General features: G+C 65.8%; 21 protein-coding genes. 13 read left to right on the top strand and 8 right to left on the bottom strand.

All coding sequences use genetic code 11. The features are described from left to right. Positions 1-43: 43 nt before the first annotated feature. The gene (iolG, locus tag ACYQ6W_RS00180; RefSeq protein WP_459672793.1) at positions 44-1036 is read right to left on the bottom strand and encodes an inositol 2-dehydrogenase; all 993 of its coding nucleotides are present in this window, start codon (positions 1034-1036) and stop codon (positions 44-46) included. Between iolG and ACYQ6W_RS00175 the strand changes: the two genes are divergently transcribed. The 10 genes from ACYQ6W_RS00175 (at position 1035) to ACYQ6W_RS00130 (ending at position 13472) form a co-directional block, all read left to right on the top strand. Then, on the top strand, positions 1035-1169 hold the full coding sequence (locus tag ACYQ6W_RS00175; protein WP_459672792.1) for a hypothetical protein: 135 nt from the start codon (positions 1035-1037) through the stop codon (positions 1167-1169). The two genes, iolG and ACYQ6W_RS00175, sit on opposite strands and share 2 nt — an antisense overlap. 92 nt (positions 1170-1261) lie before the next feature. After that, positions 1262-2200 (top strand): MurR/RpiR family transcriptional regulator, encoded by a 939-nt coding sequence (locus ACYQ6W_RS00170; RefSeq protein ID WP_459672791.1) that lies wholly within the window; start codon positions 1262-1264, stop codon positions 2198-2200. Between the two features lie 112 nt (positions 2201-2312). Beyond that, positions 2313-4226, top strand: a complete 1914-nt coding sequence (locus ACYQ6W_RS00165) for a bifunctional 5-dehydro-2-deoxygluconokinase/5-dehydro-2-deoxyphosphogluconate aldolase (RefSeq protein WP_459672790.1) — start codon at positions 2313-2315, stop codon at positions 4224-4226. Positions 4227-4253: 27 nt separating this feature from the next. After that, on the top strand, positions 4254-6125 hold the full coding sequence (gene iolD / locus ACYQ6W_RS00160; RefSeq protein WP_459672789.1) for a 3D-(3,5/4)-trihydroxycyclohexane-1,2-dione acylhydrolase (decyclizing): 1872 nt from the start codon (positions 4254-4256) through the stop codon (positions 6123-6125). A gap of 49 nt (positions 6126-6174) precedes the next feature. After that, positions 6175-7059: a myo-inosose-2 dehydratase gene (iolE, locus tag ACYQ6W_RS00155; RefSeq protein ID WP_459672787.1), complete on the top strand. Its 885-nt coding sequence runs from the start codon at positions 6175-6177 to the stop codon at positions 7057-7059. Continuing rightward, positions 7059-7859, top strand: a complete 801-nt coding sequence (gene iolB, locus ACYQ6W_RS00150) for a 5-deoxy-glucuronate isomerase (protein ID WP_459672786.1) — start codon at positions 7059-7061, stop codon at positions 7857-7859. The genes iolE and iolB overlap by 1 nt, the downstream gene beginning before the upstream one ends. Positions 7860-7886: 27 nt before the next feature. Further along, complete coding sequence (locus ACYQ6W_RS00145) at positions 7887-9380, top strand: CoA-acylating methylmalonate-semialdehyde dehydrogenase (RefSeq protein ID WP_459672785.1); 1494 nt, start codon at positions 7887-7889, stop codon at positions 9378-9380. Positions 9381-9638: 258 nt separating this feature from the next. After that, a complete protein-coding gene (locus ACYQ6W_RS00140; protein ID WP_459672783.1) occupies positions 9639-11225 on the top strand; it encodes a sugar ABC transporter ATP-binding protein in 1587 nt (528 codons plus the stop codon). A gap of 174 nt (positions 11226-11399) precedes the next feature. After that, positions 11400-12401 carry an ABC transporter permease subunit gene (locus ACYQ6W_RS00135; RefSeq protein WP_459672782.1) on the top strand — a complete coding sequence of 334 codons (1002 nt, stop codon included), beginning with the start codon at positions 11400-11402 and terminating at the stop codon, positions 12399-12401. Between the two features lie 108 nt (positions 12402-12509). Next, positions 12510-13472 (top strand): ABC transporter substrate-binding protein, encoded by a 963-nt coding sequence (locus ACYQ6W_RS00130; protein ID WP_459672781.1) that lies wholly within the window; start codon positions 12510-12512, stop codon positions 13470-13472. Between the two features lie 54 nt (positions 13473-13526). On the opposite strand, the gene ACYQ6W_RS00125 is transcribed toward ACYQ6W_RS00130, so the two are convergent. Beyond that, the gene (locus ACYQ6W_RS00125) at positions 13527-14648 is read right to left on the bottom strand and encodes a Gfo/Idh/MocA family protein (RefSeq protein ID WP_459672779.1); all 1122 of its coding nucleotides are present in this window, start codon (positions 14646-14648) and stop codon (positions 13527-13529) included. A 119-nt stretch (positions 14649-14767) separates the two neighbouring features. On the opposite strand from ACYQ6W_RS00125, the gene ACYQ6W_RS00120 reads away from it, so the two are divergent. Continuing rightward, the gene (locus ACYQ6W_RS00120; protein WP_459672778.1) at positions 14768-15838 is read left to right on the top strand and encodes a threonine aldolase family protein; all 1071 of its coding nucleotides are present in this window, start codon (positions 14768-14770) and stop codon (positions 15836-15838) included. A 3-nt stretch (positions 15839-15841) separates the two neighbouring features. Here ACYQ6W_RS00120 and ACYQ6W_RS00115 read toward each other — a convergent pair whose 3' ends face one another. From ACYQ6W_RS00115 to ACYQ6W_RS00105, 3 genes are read right to left on the bottom strand one after another with little or no spacing between them, the layout of a single operon-like run. Next, entirely contained in the window at positions 15842-16672 is an 831-nt protein-coding gene (locus ACYQ6W_RS00115) for a carbohydrate ABC transporter permease (protein WP_459672777.1), read from the bottom strand. After that, entirely contained in the window at positions 16672-17592 is a 921-nt protein-coding gene (locus ACYQ6W_RS00110; RefSeq protein WP_459672775.1) for a carbohydrate ABC transporter permease, read from the bottom strand. The genes ACYQ6W_RS00115 and ACYQ6W_RS00110 overlap by 1 nt, the downstream gene beginning before the upstream one ends. A 25-nt stretch (positions 17593-17617) precedes the next feature. Next, positions 17618-18970: an ABC transporter substrate-binding protein gene (locus tag ACYQ6W_RS00105; protein WP_459672773.1), complete on the bottom strand. Its 1353-nt coding sequence runs from the start codon at positions 18968-18970 to the stop codon at positions 17618-17620. Positions 18971-19164: 194 nt separating this feature from the next. Here ACYQ6W_RS00105 and ACYQ6W_RS00100 point away from each other — a divergent pair, with 194 nt between their 5' ends. Continuing rightward, positions 19165-20286: an ABC transporter ATP-binding protein gene (locus ACYQ6W_RS00100; RefSeq protein WP_459672771.1), complete on the top strand. Its 1122-nt coding sequence runs from the start codon at positions 19165-19167 to the stop codon at positions 20284-20286. A gap of 15 nt (positions 20287-20301) precedes the next feature. On the opposite strand, the gene ACYQ6W_RS00095 is transcribed toward ACYQ6W_RS00100, so the two are convergent. Further along, complete coding sequence (locus ACYQ6W_RS00095; RefSeq protein WP_459672770.1) at positions 20302-20769, bottom strand: CreA family protein; 468 nt, start codon at positions 20767-20769, stop codon at positions 20302-20304. Further along, positions 20766-21905 carry a ceramide glucosyltransferase gene (locus ACYQ6W_RS00090; protein ID WP_459672769.1) on the bottom strand — a complete coding sequence of 380 codons (1140 nt, stop codon included), beginning with the start codon at positions 21903-21905 and terminating at the stop codon, positions 20766-20768. The genes ACYQ6W_RS00095 and ACYQ6W_RS00090 overlap by 4 nt, the downstream gene beginning before the upstream one ends. Positions 21906-22152: 247 nt before the next feature. On the opposite strand from ACYQ6W_RS00090, the gene ACYQ6W_RS00085 reads away from it, so the two are divergent. Further along, positions 22153-22686 (top strand): hypothetical protein, encoded by a 534-nt coding sequence (locus ACYQ6W_RS00085; RefSeq protein WP_459672768.1) that lies wholly within the window; start codon positions 22153-22155, stop codon positions 22684-22686. A 7-nt stretch (positions 22687-22693) separates the two neighbouring features. Here ACYQ6W_RS00085 and ACYQ6W_RS00080 read toward each other — a convergent pair whose 3' ends face one another. Continuing rightward, positions 22694-23734: an extracellular solute-binding protein gene (locus ACYQ6W_RS00080; RefSeq protein WP_459672767.1), complete on the bottom strand. Its 1041-nt coding sequence runs from the start codon at positions 23732-23734 to the stop codon at positions 22694-22696. Between the last annotated feature and the right edge of the window lies 1 nt (position 23735).

The raw sequence follows: 23735 nt of genomic DNA, 5'->3' as shown, positions 1-23735 counted from the left end.
GGGGACGACGAGTGTTGCTGGATTCCGTTACCGCAGAGAGCCGTCAGCCGATCTTCACCGTCCGGCCGGTCTTGAGGCTTTCGAGCGCGGCATCCGCCAGGCGGAGCGCCTCGACGCCGTCGCGGAAGCTCGTCAGCGGCGTCTGCTTGGCGGCCACGCTCTCCACGAAATGGGCGACCTCTGCCGCATAGGCCTCGGCATAGCGCTCGATGAAGAAGGGCAGCACGACGTCACCCTGGCCGGTGCCGGCGGCGGAGAAGGACTGGACCGTCGTCGCCATGCGGTTGCCGGCGATGAGCATGCCGCGTTCGCCGAAGACTTCCAGACGCTGGTCGTAGCCATAGGCGGCGCGGCGGCTGTTATTGATGTGGATAAGCACGCCCGACGCAGCCCGCATCGTCACCATCGCCGCATCGATGTCGCCGGCCTCCTTGATCGCCGGATCGACGAAATTGGCGCCGAAGGCCTGCACTTCCACGATGTCCCCGGCGAAATAGCGCGCGAGGTCGAAGTCGTGGATGGTCATGTCGCGGAACATGCCGCCCGACACGTTGATATAGGCGACCGGCGGCGGGGCAGGGTCGCGGCTGGTGATGACGATCTGTTCCAGCTTGCCGATTTCGCCGGCGGTCATCCGGTCATGCACCGCGCGGAAGGAGGGGTCGAAGCGGCGGTTGAAGCCGAGCATGATGGTCGCGCCGAGATCGCGGATCTCGCTCCAGCACTGCTCGACCTTGGCCATGTCGAGGGCAATCGGCTTCTCGCAGAGGATGGCCTTGCCGGCCTTTGCGGCGCGGGTGATCAGCTCGACATGGGTGTCGGTCGAAGTCGCGATGAGCACGGCGTCGACCTCGGGATCGGCGAGCACGGCGTCGATCGACTCCGCGGCTTTGACGCCGAGTTCCGCCGCCATGGCGTCCGATGCCTTGGTGAAGACGTCGAAGACGGAGATCAGGCGGGCCTGGGGGTGCCGCGCCAGATTGCGCGCATGCATGGTGCCGATGCGGCCGCAGCCGAGGACGGAAAAGCGGATCATGACGGTCGTGTCTTTCGTGTTGGACGGTCGTTCGGGCGGCCAGGCCGATGGGCCGCGCCCGGTGATGGTCGCGAAGCGGGCCGGGCTTGTTAGGCTGCGTCTCCCCGTGCGCGTGGAGCGTCTTTATTTCTGAATGGAATATATGGAAGAAACATTCCATTTGGGCTATCGGTTGTCAACGGGAGATCGAGTGGCATGGCAGGTGAGGACCACGGAGGCGGGGGCGTGCCGCAGCGCACGGAGGAGGCGGAGGAGACCGCCGGCCTTGGCCTGTCGCAGGACGGGGCGGCCCCGCGTGATTTCCGCGGTCTGCGCGCGCTGATCCTCGAACGGCGCGACAGCCTGCCCAAGCGGCTGGTGCAGGTGGCGGATTTCGCCGTTCAGCATCCGCAGGAAATTGCCTTCGGCCGTGTCGCCGAACTCGCGAAGCTCGCGCATGTACAGCCCTCGACGATGATCCGCTTCGCCCAGGCACTGGGCTATTCCGGATTCTCGGAGCTGCAGCTCGTCTTCCAGTCCCATGCCCGCAATCGCTGGCCGGACTACAATCTACGCCTGGAAGCCTTGCACGAGGGCAATCAAAGCGGTGACGTGCTGAGCCTTCTGGATGGGCTGGTCGATGCCTCCTGCATTTCGGCACGGGATTTCCGGCAGAGCGTGGACGTGGATGCGCTGGAACAGGCGGTGGAGCGACTGGCGGCGGCGCGCGTCATCCACATCGTGGGCGTTCGCCGCGCCTTTCCGGTTGCCGTCTATCTTCTCTATGCGCTGCAGAAGCTCGGCGTTCGCTGCGATCTCGTGGATCAGCTCGGCGGCCTCGGCGCACGGCAGACGGATCTGATCGAACCGGAGGACGCGCTGCTCGCTCTGAGCTTCACGCCTTATGCCTCGGAGACGCTGACGACCGCGCGCAGCGCCTTTCAACGCGGTGTGCCGGTGATCGGCATAACCGATTCGCCCTTCTCGCCGCTGGTTCAGGTTTCCTCCGTCTGGCTGGAGGTGGCCGAGGCCGATTTCGGCGGATTCCGCTCTCTCTCCGCATCCTTCGCGCTTGCCACGACGCTCGCGATCGCCCTGGTCAGCAAGCGCTCGGGCGATTTGCCGCCGCTGCGCCGCGAGGTGAAAAAGGAAAATTCGGACCGGATTGACGAAAATTTGGAATAGTGATTTTATTTTGAAGCAATGAAGACGGCACGAAGCCGCTCAACCAGTCACCACCACCCGGCTGCGTCGGCCAGACGCGCGGGTCCGACCGATCCGCCAGAAAGGGACCTCCATGGCCTCTCCCGTGCTCGACCTCATCACGATCGGCCGCTGCTCGCTTGACCTCTATGGTCAGCAGATCGGCGGTCGGCTGGAGGACATGGGGTCCTTCAGCAAGGCGGTGGGCGGCTGCCCGGCCAACATCGCGGTGGGCACGGCGCGGCTCGGCCTGAAGTCGGCCCTTCTCACCCGCGTCGGTGACGAGCAGATCGGCCGCTTCATCCTGGAACAGCTGGCGCGCGAAGGCGTGGAGACGCGCGGCGTCACGGTCGACCTGAAGCGCCTCACCGCGCTGGTGCTGCTCGGCGTGCGCGACAGCAACACCTTCCCGCTGATCTTCTATCGCGACCACTGCGCCGACATGGCGCTGTGCGAGGATGACGTCGACGAGGATTTCGTGGCCTCTGCTGCCGCTGTCGTCGTCACCGGCACCCACTTTGCTCAGGAGCACACGGCGGCTGCCCAGTTCAAGGCGATGCGCATCGCCAAGGCGCATGGCCGCCGGGTGATCTTCGACGTCGACTACCGGCCCAACCTCTGGGGCCTTGCGGGCCACGACGCGGGTGAGAGCCGCTACATCAAGTCCGATGCGGTGACGGCGCATCTCGCCCCCGTGCTGCCGCTCTGCGATCTCATCGTCGGCACGGAAGAGGAGCTGCACATCGCCGGCGGCTCCGAGGATACGCTGACGGCCATTCGCGCCATCCGCGCGCAGTCGGCTGCCGTCATCGTCTGCAAGCGCGGGCCGATGGGCTGCGTGGTCTTTCCGGGCGAGATCCCGGGCAGTCTGGACGAAGGCGTGCGCGGCCCGGGCTTCCCAGTCGAGGTCTATAACGTGCTCGGCGCCGGCGACAGCTTCATGTCCGGCTTCCTGCGCGGCTGGCTGCGTGATGCGCCGCTCGAAACCTGCTGCGCCTATGCCAATGCCTGCGGTGCCTTCGCCGTCTCCCGCCTGCTGTGCTCGCCGGAAATCCCGACCTTCCCAGAGTTGGAATATTTCCTCGCTCATGGGTCGAAGCAGCGGGCCCTGCGCTTCGACCAGGACCTCAACCACATCCATTGGGCGACCACCCGGCCGGCGAGCCCGCCCGGCGTCATGGCGCTCGCCATCGACCACCGCATCCAGTTGGAAGCGGTAGCGACGGAAGTGGGCGCGCCCTTCGAGCGGATCAGCGATTTCAAGGTGCTGGCCGTGGAAGCCGCGGCGCGGGTTGCCGCCGGCCGGCCCGGCTTCGGCATGTTCATCGACGGTCGTTACGGCCGCGAGGCGCTGTTCCGCGCTGCCGACCACGCTCTGTGGACGGCGCGTCCGGTGGAGCGCACCGGCTCCCGCCCGCTTGATTTCGAGGCCGGTGGCAGTCTCGGCGCCCATCTCACCGAATGGCCGATGGGGCAGGTGGTCAAATGCCTCTGCTTCTACCGCCCGGACGATCCGGAGGAGCTGCGGCTGCGGCAGGAGCGCGAATTGCAACGCGTCTACGATGCGTGCCGCACCCAGGGGCGCGACCTGCTGATCGAGATCATCGCCGGCAAGCACGGCCCGCTTGCAGACGATACCATCCCGCAGGTGCTGCAGCGCATCTACGACATCGGCATCAAGCCCGACTGGTGGAAGCTCGAACCGCAGAAGAGCGCCGCCGCTTGGAGCCAGATCAACGAGACGGTGATCCGCAACGACGGCTATTGCCGCGGCGTGCTGGTGCTGGGTCTGGAAGCACCGATGCAGGACCTGGCGGAGAGCTTCCGCGCCTGTGCCGGCGTGCCGGTGGTGAAGGGCTTCGCCGTCGGCCGCACCATCCACATCGACCCGGCGCGCGCCTGGCTTTCGGGCCAGATCAGCGATGCCGAGGCGGTGGACCAGATGGCGCGCCGCTTCCAGGAGCTGGTGACGGCCTGGGAAGACGGCCGCCGCGTTCACGCCGCCTGAAGAACGACAAACGGGAAACGCAGGACGATGCGCACACTTCGCCTCACCATGGCCCAGGCCCTGGTTCGCGCCATGGCCGCCCAGAAGACGGTGGTCGAAACCGCCAGCGGAGAGACCCGCCAGCTGCCCTTCTTCGGCGGTGTTTGGGCGATCTTCGGCCATGGCAACGTCGCGGGGCTAGGGGAGGCGCTGTATGGCGTCCGCGAGCAGCTGCCGACCTTCCGTGCCCATAACGAACAGGCCATGGCGCATGCCGCGACTGCCTATGCCAAGGCGCTGCGCCGCCGGCGTGCCATGGCCTGCACCACCTCCATCGGACCCGGTGCGCTCAACCTCGTCACGGCTGCGGCCGTCGCGCATGTCAACCGCCTGCCGCTGCTGCTGTTGCCGGGCGATGTCTTCGCCGGCCGCCGGCCTGACCCGGTGCTGCAGCAGATCGAGGATTGGGGCGACGGCACGGTGAGCGCCAATGACGCCTTTCGCCCGGTCTCGCGCTATTTCGACCGGATCACCCGGCCGGAGCAGATCATTCCGGCCTTCGCCCGCACCATGCAGGTGCTGACCGATCCGGCGGAATGCGGCCCGGTCACGCTGGGCCTCTGCCAGGACGTGCAGGCCGAGGCCTTTGATTTCCCGCTCTCCTTCTTCGAAGAGCGGATCTGGCAGCCGCGCCGCCCGCGGCCGGATGCCGTGGAACTCGGCGCCGCCCTCGCTCTGCTGAAGAGCGCCAAGAGTCCCTTCATCCTGTGCGGCGGCGGCACGCTCTATTCCGAGGCCGAAGGCGAACTCGCGGCCTTCGCGCAGAGCCACGGCATTCCGGTGGGTGAGACGCAGGCCGGCAAATCCTCGCTTCCGGCGAGCCACCCGATGAACATGGGCGCGGTGGGCGTGACGGGCACGGGTGCAGCCAATGAGATGGCGGCGGATGCCGATGTCATCCTGGCCGTCGGCACCCGGCTGCAGGATTTCACGACCGGCTCCTGGGCGCTCTTTCAGGGGGAGGGGCGTCGCATCATCGGCCTCAACACCCAGACCTTCGATGCCGGCAAGCACCATGCGCTGCCGCTGGTCGCGGATGCGCGCGCCGGCCTGGTCGAGCTTGGGGCGGCTCTCGGCGGCTGGGCGGCGCCTGCCGCCTGGACGGCCAAGGCTGCGGAGCTGAAAGCCGCCTGGTTCAACGTCGCCAATTCCTACACCGTGACGCCGGAGCCTGCCGGCAATACGCTGCCCTCCGACGCCCAAGTGATCGGCGTGGTGCAGCGCCAGTCTCGCCCGTCCGACGTGGTGCTCTGCGCCGCCGGCGGCCTGCCAGGCGAGCTGCACAAGCTGTGGCAGGCGGAACAGCCGGGCGGCTACCACATGGAATACGGCTTCTCCTGCATGGGCTACGAGATCGCGGGCGGCCTCGGCGTGAAGATGGCTCAGCCGGAGCGCGAGGTGGTGGTGATGATCGGCGACGGCTCCTATCTCATGCTCAATTCGGAGCTGGCGACCAGTGTGATGCTCGGCCTGAAGCTCACCCTCGTCATTCTCGACAATCGTGGCTTCGGCTGCATCAACCGGCTGCAGCATGCGACGGGCGGGGCAGGCTTCAACAATCTGCTGAAGGATGCCCGGCACGAGGTGATGCCGGAGGTGGATTTCGCGCTGCATGCGCGGAGCCTCGGTGCGGTGTCGGAGAAGGTCGCGAACCTTGCTGAACTCACCCAGGCTCTGGAGCGGGCCCGCGCGAGCGATCGCAGCTACGCCATCGTCATCGATACCGATCCGCTGCCCTCCACGGATGCCGGCGGCCACTGGTGGGACGTGGCGGTACCCGAAGTCTCCGAGCGCGCCGAAGTGATGGCGGCGCGGGAGCGCTATGTCGCGGCCCTCGGCCGCCAGTTCATCGGCAATTGAAGAGAGCAGGGGCGGCGCTGCCGCCCCGGGACGAGGAGACGAGACGGCCATGGCGATCCGCATCGGGGCGAACCCCATCTGCTGGGCGAACGACGACATGCCCGAGCTGGGCGGGGACACGACGCTCGAGACCATTCTGAGCGAAGCCAAGCAGGTCGGCTTCGAGGGGATGGAACTCGGCAAGAAGTTCCCCCGCACGCCGGAGGGGCTGAAGGCGGCGCTGGCACCCTACGGCCTCGCCTGCATCTCCGGCTGGTATTCCGCGAAGCTTCTGGCGCGCGATGCCGAGGCCGAGTTCGCCGCCATGCAGAAGCATCTGGCGCTGCTCAAGGCCCAGGGCTCCGAGGTCATGGTGGTGTGCGAAACCTCGAACACCATCCAGGGCGAGATTGAGACCCCGCTCTCCCGCCGGCCCAAGCTCACCGACGCCGAATGGAAGAACTTCGGCGCGCGGATGACGCAGCTCGGCGACATGATGCGCGGCGCCGGCATGCGCCTCGTCTATCACCACCACATGGGCAGCGTCGTGCAGGCGCCGGAGGACATCGACGCCTTCATGGCCCATACCGGCCCGTCCGTGGAACTGCTGCTCGACACCGGCCATGCGGCGTGGGGCGGGGACGACCCGGTGCGTCTCGCCACGCGCTATCGGGACCGTATCGGCCACGTCCACACCAAAGACATCCGCGCCAGCGTGCGCGCGCAATCCGAAGCTGAGGACTGGAGCTTCCTCAAAAGCGTACTCAACGGCATCTACACGGTGCCGGGTGACGGCACGATCGACTTCGTCTCCATCTTCCGCGCGCTGCCCGGCTATTCCGGCTGGGTGGTGCTGGAGGCCGAGCAGGACCCGGCGAAAGCCAATCCGCTGCACTATGCGACGATGGGCTATGCCAATCTCCGCACCTATCTGCGCGAAGGAGGGCTGATCTGATGGCATCCAAGCTGCTGGTGCACCCGAAAGCGCCTGACGCGGACGGCTTCATCCACCACCTCACGCCTGCTTCTGCCGGCTGGAGCTATGTCGGCTTCTCCGTGCTCAAGCTGCCGCCGGGCAAGGTGGTGGCGCGCCCGACCGAGGGCAACGAAGTCTGCCTCGTCATCCTCTCGGGCCGCGTGCGCATTGCCGCCGGCGACCAGGATTTCGGCCTGCTTGGCGAGCGGGAGTCGGTCTTCGATGGCCTGCCGTGGTCGGTCTATATCCCCGCGCGGTCGGATTGGACGGTGGAGGCCGAGACGGAGGCGGAGGTCGCGGTCTGCGCTTCCCCTGCCGAAGGCCGCTTGCCGGCCCGCATCATCGGCCCGCAGGAGGTGGGGGAGGAGGTGCGCGGCAAGGGCACCAATACCCGCTACGTGCGCAACATCCTGCCGGATACCGCGGTGGCCGAGAGCCTGCTGGTGGTGGAAGTGGTGACGCCCGGGGGCAACTGGTCTAGCTATCCCCCGCACAAGCACGACGTGGATGACCCGCCGCGTGAGACCTATCTCGAAGAGACCTATTACCACCGGCTCAAGCGCGGCTCCGGCTTCGCGCTCCAGCGTGTCTATACCGACGACCGGTCTCTGGATGAGACCATGGCGGTGGGTGATGGAGACGTGGTGCTGGTGCCGCGCGGCTATCACCCGGTCGGCGCACCGCACGGCTTCGATCTTTTCTATCTCAACGTGATGGCGGGACCGGTGCGGCAGTGGCGCTTCACCATGTCCCCCGATCACGCCTTTCTCACCTGGTAACGGCCCACAACGGGCGCGGAGACGATGATGGATCTCGTTCAGCATTACATCGGGGGTGAACGCACTTCCGGCACTTCCACGCGGACGGCAAATGTCTATCAGCCGGCCGATGGCTCCGTCGCCCGCCAGGTCGTGCTCGGCACGCCGAAGGATGTCGATACGGCGGTGAAGGCGGCGGAAGCAGCCTTCCCGAAATGGGCCGCGACGCCGCCGCTGGCCCGCGCTCGCGTAATGTTCCGCTTCCGCGATCTCATCGACCAGAAGGCCAAGGAGTTGGCCGCCATCATCACCTCCGAACACGGCAAGGTGCTGTCGGATGCGCTGGGCGAAGTGACGCGCGGCATGGAAGTCATCGAATTCGCGACCGGCGTGCCGGAACTGCTGAAGGGTGATTTCACCGAGCAGGTGGGGCGCGACATCGACGCCTATTCCATGCGCCAGCCGCTCGGCGTTTGCGCCGGCATCACGCCCTTCAACTTCCCCGCCATGGTGCCGCTGTGGATGCTGCCGACGGCGCTCGCCTGCGGCAATTGCTTCATCCTCAAACCCTCAGAGCGTGACCCCTCGGCCTCGCTCTTCATCGCCGATCTGCTCAAGCAGGCTGGCCTGCCGGATGGCGTCTTCGGTGTGGTGCACGGGGACAAGGAAGTGGTGGACGCAATTCTCGAACATCCCGGCATTCATGCCGTGAGCTTCGTGGGGTCCACGCCGATCGCCGAATACATCTACACGACCGGCATCAAGCACGGAAAGCGCGTGCAGGCGCTGGGCGGCGCCAAGAACCACGCCATCGTCATGCCGGATTGCGATCTGGACAAGACGGTGGATGCGCTGATGGGCGCGGCCTATGGCTCGGCCGGTGAGCGCTGCATGGCGATCTCCGTCGCGGTGGCCGTGGGTGGCGTGGGCGACAAGCTGATCGATGCGCTGGCACCCCGCGTGCGCGCGCTGAAGATCGGGCCGGGCACCGACAATACGAACGAGATGGGCCCGCTCGTCACCAAGATGCATCTCGAAAAGGTCTCGGGCTACGTCGATGCCGGCGTCGCCGAAGGCGCCAAGCTCGTCGTCGACGGTCGTGGACTCAAGCTGCAGGGCTATGAGAACGGCTACTTCATCGGCGGCACGCTGTTCGACGAGGTGAAGCCGGACATGAAGATCTACAAGGAAGAGATCTTCGGCCCTGTACTATCCGTGGTGCGCGCGGATGACTTCGAAACCGCGATCGACCTTGTCAACAAGCATGAGTTCGGCAACGGCACGGCAATCTTCACGCGTGACGGCGATTCCGCCCGCACCTTCGCGCACCGCGTGCAGGCCGGCATGATCGGCATCAATGTGCCGATCCCGGTGCCGATGGCCTTCCACAGCTTCGGCGGCTGGAAGCGCTCGCTCTTCGGGGATCATCACATGCATGGGCCGGAAGGCATTCGCTTCTTCACCCGCTACAAGGCCGTCACCTCGCGTTGGCCCACAGGCATCCGCGCGGGCGCCGACTTCATCATGCCGACCCTCGGCTGATCGTCTGAAGCGGGGTGGCGGCCGATGCCGCCGCCCCGCTTCGCATGCGGCGCGCCAGGCTCTGCCGCGGCGCACACGGATTCGAGTTCTGCGTTTTCGGAGGAGGATCCCGCGGCGGCACAGCGGTCAGGGCGCTAGCAGCGAACCGCCGCCGCCTCTACGCTCCGCTCGCCCAAGGGCGGGCTTGACACCCGCCTATGCCTGCCTCACCAGACCGCCGACCATTAATCAGCGAAATGCGCTGATGCGGAGGAATTTATGAGCGATCCTGCGACAAATGTGCCGAAGGCGACCGCCGACGTCAAGCACCTCGCCACGAAGAGCCAGGTTGCGCTTGAGATGCGCGGCATCAGCAAGACCTTCGGCACGGTGCAGGCGCTGAAGGACGTGTCGCTCACCGCCTATGCCGGCGAAATCCATGCCCTCATGGGCGAAAACGGCGCCGGTAAGTCCACCCTCATGAAGATTCTCTCCGGCGCCTATCACGCCGACGCCGGGGGCGAGATCCGCATCGACGGCAAGCCGTTGCAGATCGGCAATCCGCTGGCCGGCCGCCGCAGCGGCATCGCGGTGATCTACCAGGAGCTGGCCCTCGCGCCGAATCTGACGGTTGCCGAGAACATGTTCCTCGGCGAGGAGATGCGGCGGCACGGCATGATCGACCGCGGTGCGATGAACGCGGCGGCAGCGCCCTTTCTGGAGCGCCTGGCCGCGCCGTTCAGCCCTTCGGACAAGGTGGCGAGCCTCTCCATCGCCGAACGCCAGCTCGTGGAAATCGCCCGGGCGCTCGCAGGGCATCCGCATATCCTGGTGATGGACGAGCCGACGACGGCGCTTTCGGCGCGTGAGGCAGAGAAGCTCTTCACCATCATCCGCACGCTGCGGAATGAAGGCATCGCCATCATCTACATCAGCCACCGCATGGCCGAGGTGTACGACCTGTCCGACCGCGTGAGCGTGCTGCGGGATGGCACCATGGTCGGTACCCTGATGCGGGACGAACTCAACCCGCAGACCCTCGTGCGCATGATGGTCGGGCGCGATTCCTCGTCCTTCTACAAGAAGGAGCATCGCGCACCGGTCGAGGGCCGCCGCATCGCGCTCGACGTGCGCGACATGGATGACGGCGACCGCGTGCACGGCTGTTCGTTCCAGGTGGCGGAGGGTGAGGTGCTGGGCATTGCCGGCCTCGTCGGCTCCGGCCGCACCGAGCTCGCCCGGCTCATCTATGGCGCGGATCCCAAGAAGCGCGGCCAGGTCTTCGTCAATGGCGAGGAAAAGCACATCGCCAATCCCGGCCAGGCGATCGACGCCGGCATCGTCTACCTCACCGAGGACCGCAAGATCCTCGGCCTGTTCCTCGACATGAGCATCAACGGCAACGTCAACATCAACGTCATCGAGCGCGATGCGAAGATTGGCGGCATCCTCGATCTTGGCGCCGCGCGGCGGCGTGCGGCAGAGGCGATCAAGAAGCTCGGCGTGCGCGCGCCGAATGCCGAGATCAACGTCGGCAGCCTGTCGGGCGGCAACCAGCAGAAGGTGCTGCTGTCCCGCCTGTTGGAGACCAATCCGCGCGTGCTGATCCTGGACGAGCCGACGCGCGGCGTCGACATCGGCGCCAAATCCGAAATCTATCGGATCATCGACCAGCTCGCGCGATCCGGCGCCGCCATCGTCGTCATCTCCAGCGAGTTGCCCGAGGTGATCGGCGTGTCCGATCGCGTCGTGGTGATGCGGGACGGGCATCTGGTGGGCGAGGTGACGAGCCAGCCGGACGCGCCGATCACGCAAGAGGCGATCATGGAGCTGGTGACGGACGTCTCGGCCGCGAAGGCCGCCTGACGCCCGCATGAGACGTGGCAGCGGGTAATTTTGAAATGGGAATCTGTCTCCACCGTGCCGATAATTTCGATATGACCATTGTGATGAACAAAAAAGTTTCAAATCGCCTTGCCTTGGGCTCTCGGGCAGGATACCGGCTTGTGGTCGAATTGATGCAAACTGCGAGGATGTTCCATGGCTGAGGTCGCGACTGGGCCCGGCGCCGGCACGAAGGCGACGATGACGCATCAGCAGCGCGTGCGCGCCATGCTGCAATATGCCGGCATGCTGCCGGTGCTCATCCTGCTCTGCATCGGCTTCGGTCTGGAGAACGAACGTTTCTTCAGCCTGACCAATGCCTCGATCGTCCTGCAGCAGGCGGCAATCAATACCGTCCTCGCCGCCGGCATGACCTTCGTCATCCTGACCGCCGGCATCGACTTGTCGGTGGGCTCGATCCTCGCGGCCTCCGCCATGGGCGCCCTGATCGTCTCGAAGATTCCCGACCTTGGCATGCTGGGCATCGCCGCGGGCCTCGGCATCGGCCTGCTCTTCGGCATGCTCAACGGTCTACTGATCTCCGTCATCCGGCTGCCGCCCTTCATCGTGACGCTCGGCTCGCTCACCGCCGTGCGCGGCATGGCGCGCCTGATGGGTGGCGATACGACGATCTTCAACCCGAGCCTGCCCTTTGCCTTCATCGGCAATGCCACGCTCTTCGGCGTGTCCTGGCTCGTGATCATCGCCATGATCGTGGTGCTGCTCTCCTGGTTCATCCTGCGCCGCACTGTGCTCGGCACGCGCATCTATGCGGTCGGCGGCAATCCGGACGCGGCGCGGCTGACCGGCATCAAGGTCGGACGCATTCTGCTCTTCGTCTATGCCACTTCGGGCTTCCTCGCGGGCCTCGGCGGCGTCATGTCGGCTGCCCGCCTCTATGCCGCGAACGGTCTGCAGCTTGGCCAGAGCTACGAACTCGATGCGATCGCGGCCGTCATCCTGGGTGGCACCAGCTTCACCGGCGGTATCGGCTCCATCTGGGGCACGTTGATCGGCGCGCTGATGATCGCGATCCTCAGCAACGGCCTGGTGCTCTCGGGGGTGTCCGACATCTGGCAGTTCATCGTTAAGGGCCTGGTGATCATCGGTGCGGTAGCGCTCGATCGGTATCGCCTGGACCATAAGGGCCGTACCTGATCGCCAGGGCGGCAAAGGAATGCTCATGCGGCGATCGATGGTCGTCGCATGAGGGTGGTGGCGCTGGCCGCTGAAGACTCAAAGCTTCAAATCATACGAGGAACGACAATGAAGTTTGCACGTTACGGAGTGTCCGCGGTGGCGCTCGGCGCCGTCGTCGCGGCGGGCCTGTCCACCGCCGCCATGGCGAAGGACATCACCACGGTCGGGATCACCGTGGGCTCGCTCGGCAACCCCTATTTCGTCGCCACCGACAAGGGTATCGAAGCGAAGGCGAAGGAAATCACCCCCTCCGCGAAGCTCACCGCGGTCTCCTCCGACTATGACCTGAACAAGCAGTTCACCCAGATCGACAACTTCATCGCGGCGGGTGCGCAGGTCATCATGATCAATGCGGCCGACCCCGTTGCGATCGCGCCCGCGCTGATGAAGGCGCACAACGCCGGCATCGCCATCGGCGCCTTCGACGTGGCGGCGACCGGGGCGGACGTGACCGTGATGACCGACAACGTGATGGCCGGCAAGGAAGCCTGCCAGTACATCGTCGATCACCTGCCGAACAAGTCGGGCGACGTCGTCATCGTCAACGGCCCGCAGGTCTCCTCGGTCATCGATCGCGTGAAGGGTTGCGAGGAAGTTCTGAAGGCCAATCCGGGCATCAAGATCCTGTCCGACAACCAGAACGGCCAGGCCTCGCGTGACGGCGGCTTCGCGGTCGGCCAGAGCATGCTGACCCGCTATCCGAAGATCGACGCCGTCTTCACCATCAACGACCCGACCGCCATCGGCTTCGAGCTGGCAGCGAAGTCGCAGAACCGTAAAGACTTCTTCATCACCTCGGTGGACGGCGCGCCGGACATCGTGCCCGAGATCAAGAACAAGGACGGGCTGATCAAGGCGACGGCGGCGCAGGATCCGTACGGCATGGCAGCGCAGGCCTATGCCTATGCGGTGGACGTCGCCAACGGCAAGGCGCCGCCCTCCAAGGTCGTGCTGCTGAAGCCTGAGCTGATCACCATCGACAACATCGCCAGCTACAAGGGCTGGGACCCGACTGCCGCCACGAAGTAAGGCGCGGCCTGAGACGACAAGCCCCGGGCGGTGACGCCCGGGGTATTTTTGTGACTACAACCTGACCCAGCGTGCCTCGCGGCCGGAGAGCAGCGCTGCGTCGATCACCCGCTGCACCTCATAGGCTTCGCGGAAATCGGCGAAGGGCTTCGGCCCGCCAGCCAGCGCCGCCAGGAAATTGCGGATTTCGATGACCTTGAGGTCGTTGAAGCCGATCTGGTGGCCGCCGGCCACGCAGAAAGCGCCATAGGGCGGATGCTCGGGCCCGGCGAGGATGGTGCGGAAGCCGTTGCGGCTGCGGTCCGCTTCCACCTTGTAGTAGCGCAGCTCGTTGAAACGCTCCTGGCTGAAGACCAGCGCGCCCTTTTCGCCGATGACCTCGAACTCCAGCTGCATCTGCCGGCCAGAGGACAGCCAGCTCGTCTCGATCGTGCCGCGGCAGCCGCGCGCGAAGCGCACCAGCAGCCTTGCCTGGTCATCCACCTCCACCGCCCGTGTGGTCTGCGGCTGGCCGGGCAGGGGGCGCGTGCCGATCACCGTCTCCACATCGGCGCAGAGGCTGTCGATGGGGCCGAGCAGGAAGCGCGCCATGCCGATGATGTGGCTGCCGATATCGGCGATGGCGCCGGCGCCGCCGGCCGGATCGAGTCGCCAGCTCCAAGGCGTGCGCCGGTCGATCATGAAATCCTCGGCATGGATGCCGCGGAACCCCCAGATCTGTCCCAGTTCACCGGCCTCGATCATCTCGCGCGCCAGCGCCAGCATGGGGTTGCAGATGTAGTTGAAGCCCACCTGCGTCACCACGCCGGCTGCCTCCGCGGCCTGTACCATCTGGCAGGCCTCCTCCGCCGTCGGGGCCAGGGGTTTTTCGCAATAGACCGGCTTGCCGCGGGCCAGGGCGGCCAAGGCGATCGGCGCATGCAGCAGGTTGGGCGCGGTGATGTCGACGACGTCTACTGCGGGATCGGCGACGAGCGTCTGCCAGTCACCAGTCGCGCGGGCAAAGCCGAAGCGGGCAGCGGCCGTTTCGGCGGCGGCCTGGTTGACGTCCGCGAGCAGTTCGAGCCGCGGCTCCAGCGGCAGATCGAAGACACCGCCCACCGCGCGGAAGCCGAGCGCATGGGTCCGGCCCATGAAGCCCGAGCCGACAAGGCCGATGCGTACCGGTTGTTTCATATTTATGGTTCCTTGGAACGTTTGGTCGAGAATGCCACAGTCCGGCTCTGCGGTCATGCGCATTTGGGAAATGTCTCCACCCATGGCAAAGGTGGCTCCGTTGAGAAGGAGAATCTGCCGTGGCCGCCGACACCAAGAGCCTTTGGAACTTCTGCAGTGACAACGTGGCGCCGATCGCGCCCGAGATCATGGCGGCGATGGCGGCGGCCAATACCGGGAACGTCTCCTCCTATGGCGCCGATCCCTGGACCACCCGGCTGACGGACCGGCTGGCGGCGATCTTCGAGACCGATCTCGTGGTCTTTCCGGTGGCGACCGGCACGGCCGCGAATGCGCTCGCCCTCAGTACCCTGGTGCCACCCTACGGCAGCGTGCTCTGCGCCGAGGTTGCGCACATCAACACCGATGAATGCGGTGCGCCGGAATTTTTCACGGGTGGCGCCAAGCTCGTCGGTCTTCCCACCGAGGATGGGCGGCTGCAGGCAGCTCAGATCGCCGAGCCCATCGCCCATGCGCGATCCCTCGGGGTGCATTTCATGCAGCCCCAGGCCGTCAGCATCACGCAATCGACCGAGTGGGGCGCGGTCTATTCGGTGGAGGAGCTGCGCGCCCTGGGCGCGGCCGCGCACGCGCACGGCATTGCGCTCCATATGGATGGCGCGCGCTTCGCCAATGCCCTGGTCCATCTCGGCTGCACGCCGGCGGAGATGACCTGGAAGGCCGGTGTCACCGCGCTCTCCTTCGGTGCCACCAAGAACGGTGCGATGGCGGCGGAAGCGGTGATCTTCTTCGAGCCCGCGCGCGCCTGGGGCTTCGCCGAGCGGCGGAAGCGGGCTGCGCATCTCTGGTCGAAGCAGCGCTTCATGAGTGCGCAACTCGTCGCCTATCTCGAGGATGATCTGTGGCTACGTCATGCGCGCCACGCCAATGGGCAGGCCGCGCGGCTGGCGGAAGGGCTGGGTGCGCTGCCCGGCGTCTCCATGCTCCATCCCGTGCAGGCGAACGAAGTCTTCGCCGTGATGCCGGAAGGCATGGTGGCCGCGCTGGAGGCAGAGGGCTTCGGCTTCTACCGCTGGACTGGCCGCGTGGGGGGCGACCAGGCCGTGATCCGCCTCGTCACCTCTTTCGCCACTCGGCCGCAGGGCGTCGAGGACTTCATCGCCGCGGCGGGGCGCTTCGGCAACGCCTGAGGGCTATTTCACCGCGCCCATCGTCAGCCCGCGGGCGATGTATTTGTGCACGATGATGCCGCCGATGATGACCGGGGCGCAGACCATGGTGGAGGCCGCCATGACCTGCGGCCAGGGAATGACGTAGCCGCCGAGGTAATTCAACACCACCGTCGGCGCTGTGCGGGCGTCCGGCGAGGGTGTCAGGATGAAGGCATAGAGCATGTCGTTCCAGGCGAATATGCCTGAGAGGATGGCGGCGACGGCGATGCCGGGTTTGACCAGCGGCAGGGAGATCTTGAGGAAGATCTTCACGCGGCTGAGCCCGTCGAGCTGCGCGGCCTCCTCCAGCGCCACCGGCACGGCGCTGAACTGGTCGACGAGAAGCCAGACCACCAGAGGCACGATGAAGACCTGATAGACCAGGATCAGCACCACCGGGTTGTTGATCAGGCCGAGCCAGGAGGCGGTGAGGTAGAAGGGGATGAGCACCACCACCGGCACCAGCATCCAGTTCGTCACGTACCAGAACCATACGTCGCGCCGGCCGCGGAAGCGGTAGCGCGCGATGCCGTACGCCGCGGGCGCGCCGACGATGAGGCCGAGCGCCACGGCCGCCGCCGTGACCAGCACCGAATTGACGAGATTGCCGAGAATCTCCGTGTTCTCGATGGCATCCGCATAGGCCGTGAGGGTGGGCTTGAAGAGCCAATGCGGCGGCATGGCGAAGAGGTCGTTCTCCGTCTTCAGCGAGGCCGTCACCATCCAATAGAGCGGAAAGAGGATGAGCAGCAGCGTGACGATGAGGGCCAGCGCCTGCAGGCCGCGCAGCAGGGGCGCACGAAGGCCGGCCATCAGTCCATCTCCCGATAGAAGACGCGGATGTAGATGCGGGCGAGCAGGATCGAAAGCACCAGCATCAGGATCGATTCCGCCGCGGCCAGCCCGACATCGAAGCCGCGGAAGGCCATGCGCTCGATCTGCATGACGGCGGTTTCCGTCGCCGTGCCGGGGCCGCCTTTCTCGATCGTATAGATCATGTCGAATTCCTTGATCGCGAAGGCGGTCTGGAAGACGAGGGCGGCGGTGATGCCAGGCCACATGAAGGGCAGTTGGATCGCGCGGAAGCGTGGCCACCAGCGCTCCGTCTCCAGCACCGCCGCCTCGTCGATGTCCTGCGGCACGGTGGACAAGGCGGCCGAGAGCACGAGGGCGACGAAGGGCGTCCATTCCCAAATCTGCACGATGAGCACGGTGGTATAGGCGGAGAGCGGGCGGCCCAGCCAATCGAGGGCTGGAATGCCGATGAGGCCCAGCAGGTGATTGATGATGCCGAGCTGCTGGTTGAACATCAGCTGGGTCAGCAGCCCGACCACGGAGGGCGTGATGGCGATCGGGATGACGAGGCAAATCTGTAATAGCCGGCGCAGCGCCGCGAAGTTCGGGCTGTCCAGGGCGAGGGCGATCATCATGCCGAGGACGAGTTCGATCGGCAGGGTGATGACGATCAGCACCAGCGTGCGCAGCACGGAATGGCCGAAGTCGCTGGAGGTGAAGGCATGGGCATAGTTCTGAAGCCCGCCGAAGCTCGGCGGGCCCATGCCCATCACCCAGGACTGGAAGGAAGCGACGAGCGTGTAGAAGACCGGATAGAGGCCGATCGCGAGCAGCAGCACGACGGAGGGGAGAATGAAGAACCAGGGCTCCATCTTCTCCCGCAGGCTGGGCGTGGCCGCCGCCATGGGCGGCGCGCGGTCGTGCAGGTGATCGCTCATACCAAGCCTCCGCGCGCCGTCATGGTTACTTATACTGCGCCATCGCGGCTTCCGGGTTGTTGATCTTGCCCCAGCAGTTAGAGGACTTCATGTAGCCGGTGAGGTCCTTCTCCATGCTGTCGAGCCCTGCCTGGATCGCCACCTGGCCGAGTTCGATCCGTGAACCCCAGTCGGACACGATATCCGAGAAGCGCGGATAGCAGCCGAGCTGCGGGCGCCAGTCGGGCACCGTCGAGGTCTGCCAGGTCTCCACCATCGGCGCGAGGTTCGGGAACTTGGCCTGGATCGTCGTATCTTCGTCCGCGCTCTGCCGGGCGACCACGGCGCCGCCTTCGATCAGCGGCTTCGCCATCGCCTTCGAGGTCAGCCACTGGATGAAGAGATAGGTGGCGTCCTGATGCTTCTTGTTGACCTGTGCACTCACCATGTAGGCGAAGCCGCCGAAGGCGGAGTAGCCGCCCTTGGGTCCCTTGGGCTCGGGCGCGATGCCGAGATCGTCGCCGAGGTTGGAGGCGGCGAGCGTCGGGTAGAAGGCCGACCATTCGGTGATCATCGCGACCTTCTTCTGCGCGAAGAGCTGCACGACCTGGCTGTGATCGTCGGAGACGATGCCATCCGGCATGTATTTCAGCAGGCTCTGACGGAAGGTGATGCCGGCAACCGAGTTCGGCGCGTTCACCGAAATCGCCTTGTTGTCATAGTCGATGAAACGCCCGCCCCAGGGCCACAGGAAGCGCGCGAAGGCATCGGCCGTCTGCGTCTCGCCGCGGGCCGATTGCAGCGCGTAGCCGTAGGTGCCCTTGGACTTGTCGGTGAGCTTCGGCAGGTAGGTGTTGGCAAGCTCGTCCCAGGTCGCGGGCGGCTTGTCGAAGCCGGCCTCCTTCAGCATGGACTTGTTGTAGTAGAGCAGGCCGGCATAGGAATCGAAGGGCAGGCCGTAGAGCTTGTTGTCCACCGTGAAGCTCGCGAGCCAGACGGGGAAGAAATCCTTCATGTCGAGATCGGGATCGGCGAGCTTTTCGTTGTCGGTGAACTTGCTCAGCGGCACCACCCAGCCCGGATCGGCGAAGTTCACCGGCCAGACGACGTCGGCCAGGATCGCATCGAACTGCTGGCTGTTGGAGATGAAGTTGAGCGTCTCCTCCTTCAGCGTGTCTTCGTAGGGGAAGATGTTCCAGTGGACATGGATGCCCGTCTCCTTCTCGAATTCGGGCGTCAGCTGCTGTGCAATCTTGTAGCTCGGCCGGTCGAGGCCGACGACCGTGATCGTCGTGCCCTTGTAGGGCTCCGACGCATCCTTGAGCGACCAAGCATGGGCGTGTCCGGCGCCGACGCACAGCGCCGCCGCGGCCGCGAGACTCAGAGACAAGCCTTTCACGCGCAGTCCTCCCTCGTGTGATCCGGCGCGTTGATCGCGTCCGGCTGGTTGTTGTGGCGGTGACGGCAAGACGCGGAATTTTTCACGCCACGCCGGCAGGCCGCTATTTGTTATCCATAACACAATCCTGTAAGGGAGCAGCAGGAAAGGTGTCAACCGGACCGTTTCGGTAAGGCGCCTCGGGAGGGGATGGAATGGCCGAAGTCGGCATCGAACGTCTGCACAAGAGCTTCGCCGAGACCCAGGTTCTGCGCGACATCTCGATGCAGATCCGCCACGGGGAATTCATGGTCTTCGTCGGCCCCTCGGGCTGCGGCAAGACGACGCTGCTGCGCAGCATCGCCGGGCTCGAAAAGCCGACTGCGGGGCGCATCCTGATCGGGGACGAAGACGTCACCCGCTGGCCGCCGGCGCGGCGCGGGGTCTCCATGGTCTTCCAGTCCTACGCGCTCTATCCGCACATGACGGTGCGCGAGAACATCGCCTTCGGCCTGACCGTCGCCAAGATGCCGAAGGAGGAGATCGCGAAACGTGTCGCCGAGGCGGCGGCCATTCTGCAGATCGACCATCTGCTCGACCGGCGGCCGCGCGCGCTCTCCGGCGGTCAGCGCCAGCGCGTCGCGATCGGACGCTCCATCGTCAAGCAGCCGAAGGCCTTTCTCTTCGACGAGCCCCTGTCCAACCTCGATGCCGAGCTGCGCGTGCAGATGCGCGTCGAACTCGTGGGCCTGCACGATCGGCTCGGCGCCACGATGATCTACGTGACGCATGATCAGGTGGAGGCGATGACGATGGCGGACCGCATCGCCGTCCTCAACCGCGGCGAGGTGGAGCAGATCGGCGCGCCGCTCGAACTTTATCGCCAGCCGCGCAATCTCTTCGTCGCGCGCTTCATCGGCTCGCCCAAGATGAACGTGCTGGAGACCACCGTGCAGGCGGTGGGGCCAGAGGGGGTGACGGTGGCCTTGCCGGGCGGTGGCACGCTTGCCGTGCCTGTCGCCGCGGAGGGGCTTGCGGCGGGCCAGGCGGTGAGCCTCGGCCTTCGGCCCGAACACATCGGCATCGGCGAGGCGGTGGGCGGCCCGGGCGAGGCCTTCCTGCCGGCGCGCGCCGAGATGGTGGAGCATTTGGGCGGAGAGGTTCTGGCCCATGTGCGTCTGCCGGACGGCACGGCCCTGCACGTGAAGACGCATGGCCATGGGGAGCTTGGCCGTGCCTCGGAGATGCAACTCGGCCTGCGCGGCGAACTCGCCTATCTCTTTTCGGCTGACGGCCGCTGCCTGCCCGCGCTGCATCCGCGCGCCCTGCCCAATTGAACAGGGCGTGGGCCGTCAAGGTGCGACGTCGGTCGCGACAGCGCTGATCGAGTTGAAGGGGCTGCCTTCCTTGATGCGGGTGCTGATCACCACGTAGAGGATGACCTTCTTCTCGCGGTCCAGCATCCGGTAGACCTCGAGGTTCTTGAAGAAGACCGAAAGGCCGCGCGAGAAGACGCGCTGCTTGTCCGGCAGCTTGTCGGACCAGGAAACGGGGCCGGTTGCCCGGCAGGCGATGGAGAAGCGGGACGGGTCTTCCGCCAGGCCGAGGCTGCCGGACACGCCGCCTGTCGCCGCGTGGGAGACGTAGCAGGAGACGTTGGGGACGTCGGGGTCGTCGTAGCGGTCGACCACCACCCGATCGTTGGCGCCCAGAATGCGGAAGGTCGTATCAACGCTGCCGATCTTGGTCTGGGCCAGCGCCGGCGCGGCGCAGGTCAGAGAGGCGGCCAGCAAGGCCAGCCCGGTCGTAATCCTCTTCAATCCAACTCCTCGGCCATCACTGGCTGCACCTTCACCGCATTGCCGCGCCATACATAGTCTTGGCGCAGCCATGCGACCAGCCAGAGCCCGGGCAGTAGGCAATCGCGCAGGGCGCAGGCCAGCAGCAGGCGGGAGGAGACGTGCCACCCGCAACGGCGCGCAAGGGCAAGTTCGGCGCCGAACCAGAGCGCGGCCAGGCCCACCGCGACCATGGCGACGTTGAGGTCGGCCTCCCAGGCGGCATAGACGCCCGCGACGATCGGGAAGAAGGCGCCGGTCAGCAGTTCCGGGATGAACATGATGGGGAAGGTGAGGCGGCGCAGCATCGCCCATCGTGCCTGACGGGACCAGACTTCGCTGAGCCGGCGCTGGCCGAGCGGCTGTTCGAAGGGCATGTCCACCAGGTGAACGTGCAGCCCGGCGCCGCGCACCAGCTTGGTGAAGGCGGCGTCTTCCGCGAGCTCCGCCCCAAGTGCCCGCAGCAAGCCGCCGCCGGCTTCCACGAGGTCCCGCCGCATCAGCATGCTCTTGCCCTGGGCGAAGCCCTGGCCGAGGCTTTCCCCGACATACTGCCACCGCGCCTGGAAGGTGTTGAGGAAGGCGCATTCCAATTCGGCCCAGAAGTTCGCGGGCCGGCTGCCCTGGGGCATGGAGCAGACGAGGCCGCTATCGGCGCGCCACGCGGCCTGCATGCGCTGCACGTAGTCCCGCGGCATCAGCACGTTGCTGTCGGCCATGATCACCCAAGGGGTGCGCACCACGTCCCAGGCCTTGAGGCAGTTGTTGAGCTTCGGATTGGCGGTGCGGCGATTGGCGCCGATGAGCAGTTCGGCGCGGACATGCGGATGCGCCGCCATCAGACCGTGGACGAGGCCGACCACCGGGTCGTCCGCATCTTCGACGCAGAAGAGAATCTCGTAATCGGGATAGTCGAGCAGGAAGGTGGAGGCGAGGGTCTCGCGCTCGAAGTTGTTGATGCGGCAGAGCGGCCGGATGATGGTGACCCGGGGCGCTTCCGCAGGCGCAGGCAGCACGCCGCGCGGGCGGCGCAGGCGAAGCCCCGCGATGGCGAGGCCCGCCAGGTTGATGACCGTTGCCACCAGACAGAAGAGGGCGGCGGCCTGGGAAAGACTCATGCTCAGACTCCGGGCTCGGCCGGCCACCGAATCTCTCACGGCAGCGCGAGCGATGATCGGTGCCGTTTGGTACAGAACCTCCCCGTTTTGTCCAACGGTTCTGCGCCTTTGCCGGTTACAGAGCGAAGACATTCGCAAGCAGCTTCACGGGTATTTGAGGCGCGAAGAGGCCTCCAGAGCGATTCCATGGGTTCCGCCCGCGGTGATCATGAGCAAGTGAGGGAGCAGAACCATCGACGGAGGTGACATGCGCCGGACCGCCCTCATGCTTGCGACCCTCTCCCTTGCCGGATGCGGCTATGGCGCATCCCGCCAAGCGCATGAAGCGCAGATCAGCATGATCGGCATGAGTTCGGCAGACTTGCTGGCCTGCGCCGGCCCACCTGTCAAATCAACTAAGATCAATTCCGCCGCGCACGTTGACACCTATACCTACACGCCGGCAAACGGAAACGGCTTCACGCTCAGCCTGCCGCTCAACCTCGGCGGGGTCGCGCTCGGCGGCAGCGGAAATGGCTGCACCGCGGACGTCCGCGTGGTGAACAACAAGGTGAGCGAAGTGCACTACACCGGCGCGGATGACCTGACGATCGGCAACGATGGTGTCTGCAACCCGATCTTCCGCGGGTGCCTGCGCCAGCCCGAGCCCACGATGCAGCCGGTGACCGGTCCAAACTACGATGCCTCCTCGGCCTTCCATGCACCGCCCGTGCCGCCGCAGACGAGCGAGGCGGAGCAGATGGAGACGACGGAACCCGCCGCCTCCACGCCGAAGAAGTAGCCCGCGCTTACTGGCGCAGGATGGTCCAGATGCGGTCGAAGCTCTTGGTCGCCTGCACGTCGCAGCCGGGTGAGAAGTAGATCTTGTAATCGGCTGGCGGATTGAACTCCGGCGCCTTGGTGATGCTGTCGGGCAGGAACTTCGCCGATTCCGGCACCGCGTTCTGATACTGGGCGAACTGGGTTTCGAGCGCGGCGTTCTCAGGGTCCATCATGAAGTTCATGAACTTCTTGGCGTTCTCCACGTCCTGCGCGCCGACGGGCACGGCGAGGTTGTCCATCCATCCGATGCCGCCTTCCTTGGCATAGACGTAGCGGACCGTGGGCTTGCGGGCGCGCACACGCGCGGCGCCGCCCGACCACTCCATGCTCATGGTCGTCTCGCCGGAGATCATGCGGTCGTCGATCGCGTCGGAATTGTAGACTTTGACGAAGGGCTTCTGCGCCTTCAGCAACTCCACCGTCTCTTTCATGTACTTCGGATCGGAATCGCAAGGTTTGGCGCCTTCGTAGACGAGCGCGAGGTTGATCACCTCGCTCGGCGAGCCGAGCATGCCGACTTTGCCTTTGAAGACCGCAGGAGGTTTGAACAGGGTTTCGAAGCTGTCCACCGGGCCGGAATAGACGGCCGTGTCGTAGATGAAGGAAGTGGTGCCCCACTGCCAGGGCACGGTGTAGTCTGCGGTCGGGTCCCAATCGCGCTTCTGCCAGCGCGGCTCAAGGTAGTGGAAATTCGGCATCGAGGCCGCGTCGATCTTCTGGATCAGATGCTGATCGACGAAGATCTTCACGAAGTCGTTCGAGACGATGACGAGGTCATACCCGGTGGCACCGGCCTTCAGCTTGGCCAGCAGCGTCTCGTTCGAATCATAGGTGTCGAGCGTCACCTTGATCCCGGTTTCCTTGGTGAACTTCTTCAGCAGGTCCGGCGATGTGTAGTCCGTCCAGTTGTAGATGTGCAGGACGCCGGGGTCCGCGGCGCGGGCTGCCGGCGCGAGGCCGGAGAGAGCCGTCGCGGCGGCGAGAAGGAAACCGAAGGCACGTTTCATG

Source organism: Acidisoma sp. 7E03, from assembly GCF_054665075.1.
Note: the sequence above shows the minus strand (reverse complement) of the source record. Positions and strands in the feature narration are given on the sequence as shown.

Excerpts from the sequence above, each read along its gene's own strand:
- iolB (WP_459672786.1), top strand. The coding sequence starts at position 7,059 with ATGGCATCCAAGCTGCTGGTGCACCCGAAAGCGCCTGACGCGGACGGC.
- ACYQ6W_RS00175 (WP_459672792.1), top strand. The coding sequence starts at position 1,035 with ATGACGGTCGTGTCTTTCGTGTTGGACGGTCGTTCGGGCGGCCAGGCC.
- ACYQ6W_RS00080 (WP_459672767.1), bottom strand. The coding sequence starts at position 23,734 with ATGAAACGTGCCTTCGGTTTCCTTCTCGCCGCCGCGACGGCTCTCTCC.
- ACYQ6W_RS00090 (WP_459672769.1), bottom strand. The coding sequence starts at position 21,905 with ATGAGTCTTTCCCAGGCCGCCGCCCTCTTCTGTCTGGTGGCAACGGTC.
- ACYQ6W_RS00125 (WP_459672779.1), bottom strand. The coding sequence starts at position 14,648 with ATGAAACAACCGGTACGCATCGGCCTTGTCGGCTCGGGCTTCATGGGC.
- ACYQ6W_RS00130 (WP_459672781.1), top strand. The coding sequence starts at position 12,510 with ATGAAGTTTGCACGTTACGGAGTGTCCGCGGTGGCGCTCGGCGCCGTC.
- ACYQ6W_RS00135 (WP_459672782.1), top strand. The coding sequence starts at position 11,400 with ATGGCTGAGGTCGCGACTGGGCCCGGCGCCGGCACGAAGGCGACGATG.
- ACYQ6W_RS00085 (WP_459672768.1), top strand. The coding sequence starts at position 22,153 with ATGCGCCGGACCGCCCTCATGCTTGCGACCCTCTCCCTTGCCGGATGC.
- ACYQ6W_RS00115 (WP_459672777.1), bottom strand. The coding sequence starts at position 16,672 with ATGGCCGGCCTTCGTGCGCCCCTGCTGCGCGGCCTGCAGGCGCTGGCC.
- iolE (WP_459672787.1), top strand. The coding sequence starts at position 6,175 with ATGGCGATCCGCATCGGGGCGAACCCCATCTGCTGGGCGAACGACGAC.
- iolD (WP_459672789.1), top strand. The coding sequence starts at position 4,254 with ATGCGCACACTTCGCCTCACCATGGCCCAGGCCCTGGTTCGCGCCATG.
- ACYQ6W_RS00165 (WP_459672790.1), top strand. The coding sequence starts at position 2,313 with ATGGCCTCTCCCGTGCTCGACCTCATCACGATCGGCCGCTGCTCGCTT.
- ACYQ6W_RS00140 (WP_459672783.1), top strand. The coding sequence starts at position 9,639 with ATGAGCGATCCTGCGACAAATGTGCCGAAGGCGACCGCCGACGTCAAG.
- iolG (WP_459672793.1), bottom strand. The coding sequence starts at position 1,036 with ATGATCCGCTTTTCCGTCCTCGGCTGCGGCCGCATCGGCACCATGCAT.
- ACYQ6W_RS00100 (WP_459672771.1), top strand. The coding sequence starts at position 19,165 with ATGGCCGAAGTCGGCATCGAACGTCTGCACAAGAGCTTCGCCGAGACC.
- ACYQ6W_RS00145 (WP_459672785.1), top strand. The coding sequence starts at position 7,887 with ATGGATCTCGTTCAGCATTACATCGGGGGTGAACGCACTTCCGGCACT.
- ACYQ6W_RS00110 (WP_459672775.1), bottom strand. The coding sequence starts at position 17,592 with ATGAGCGATCACCTGCACGACCGCGCGCCGCCCATGGCGGCGGCCACG.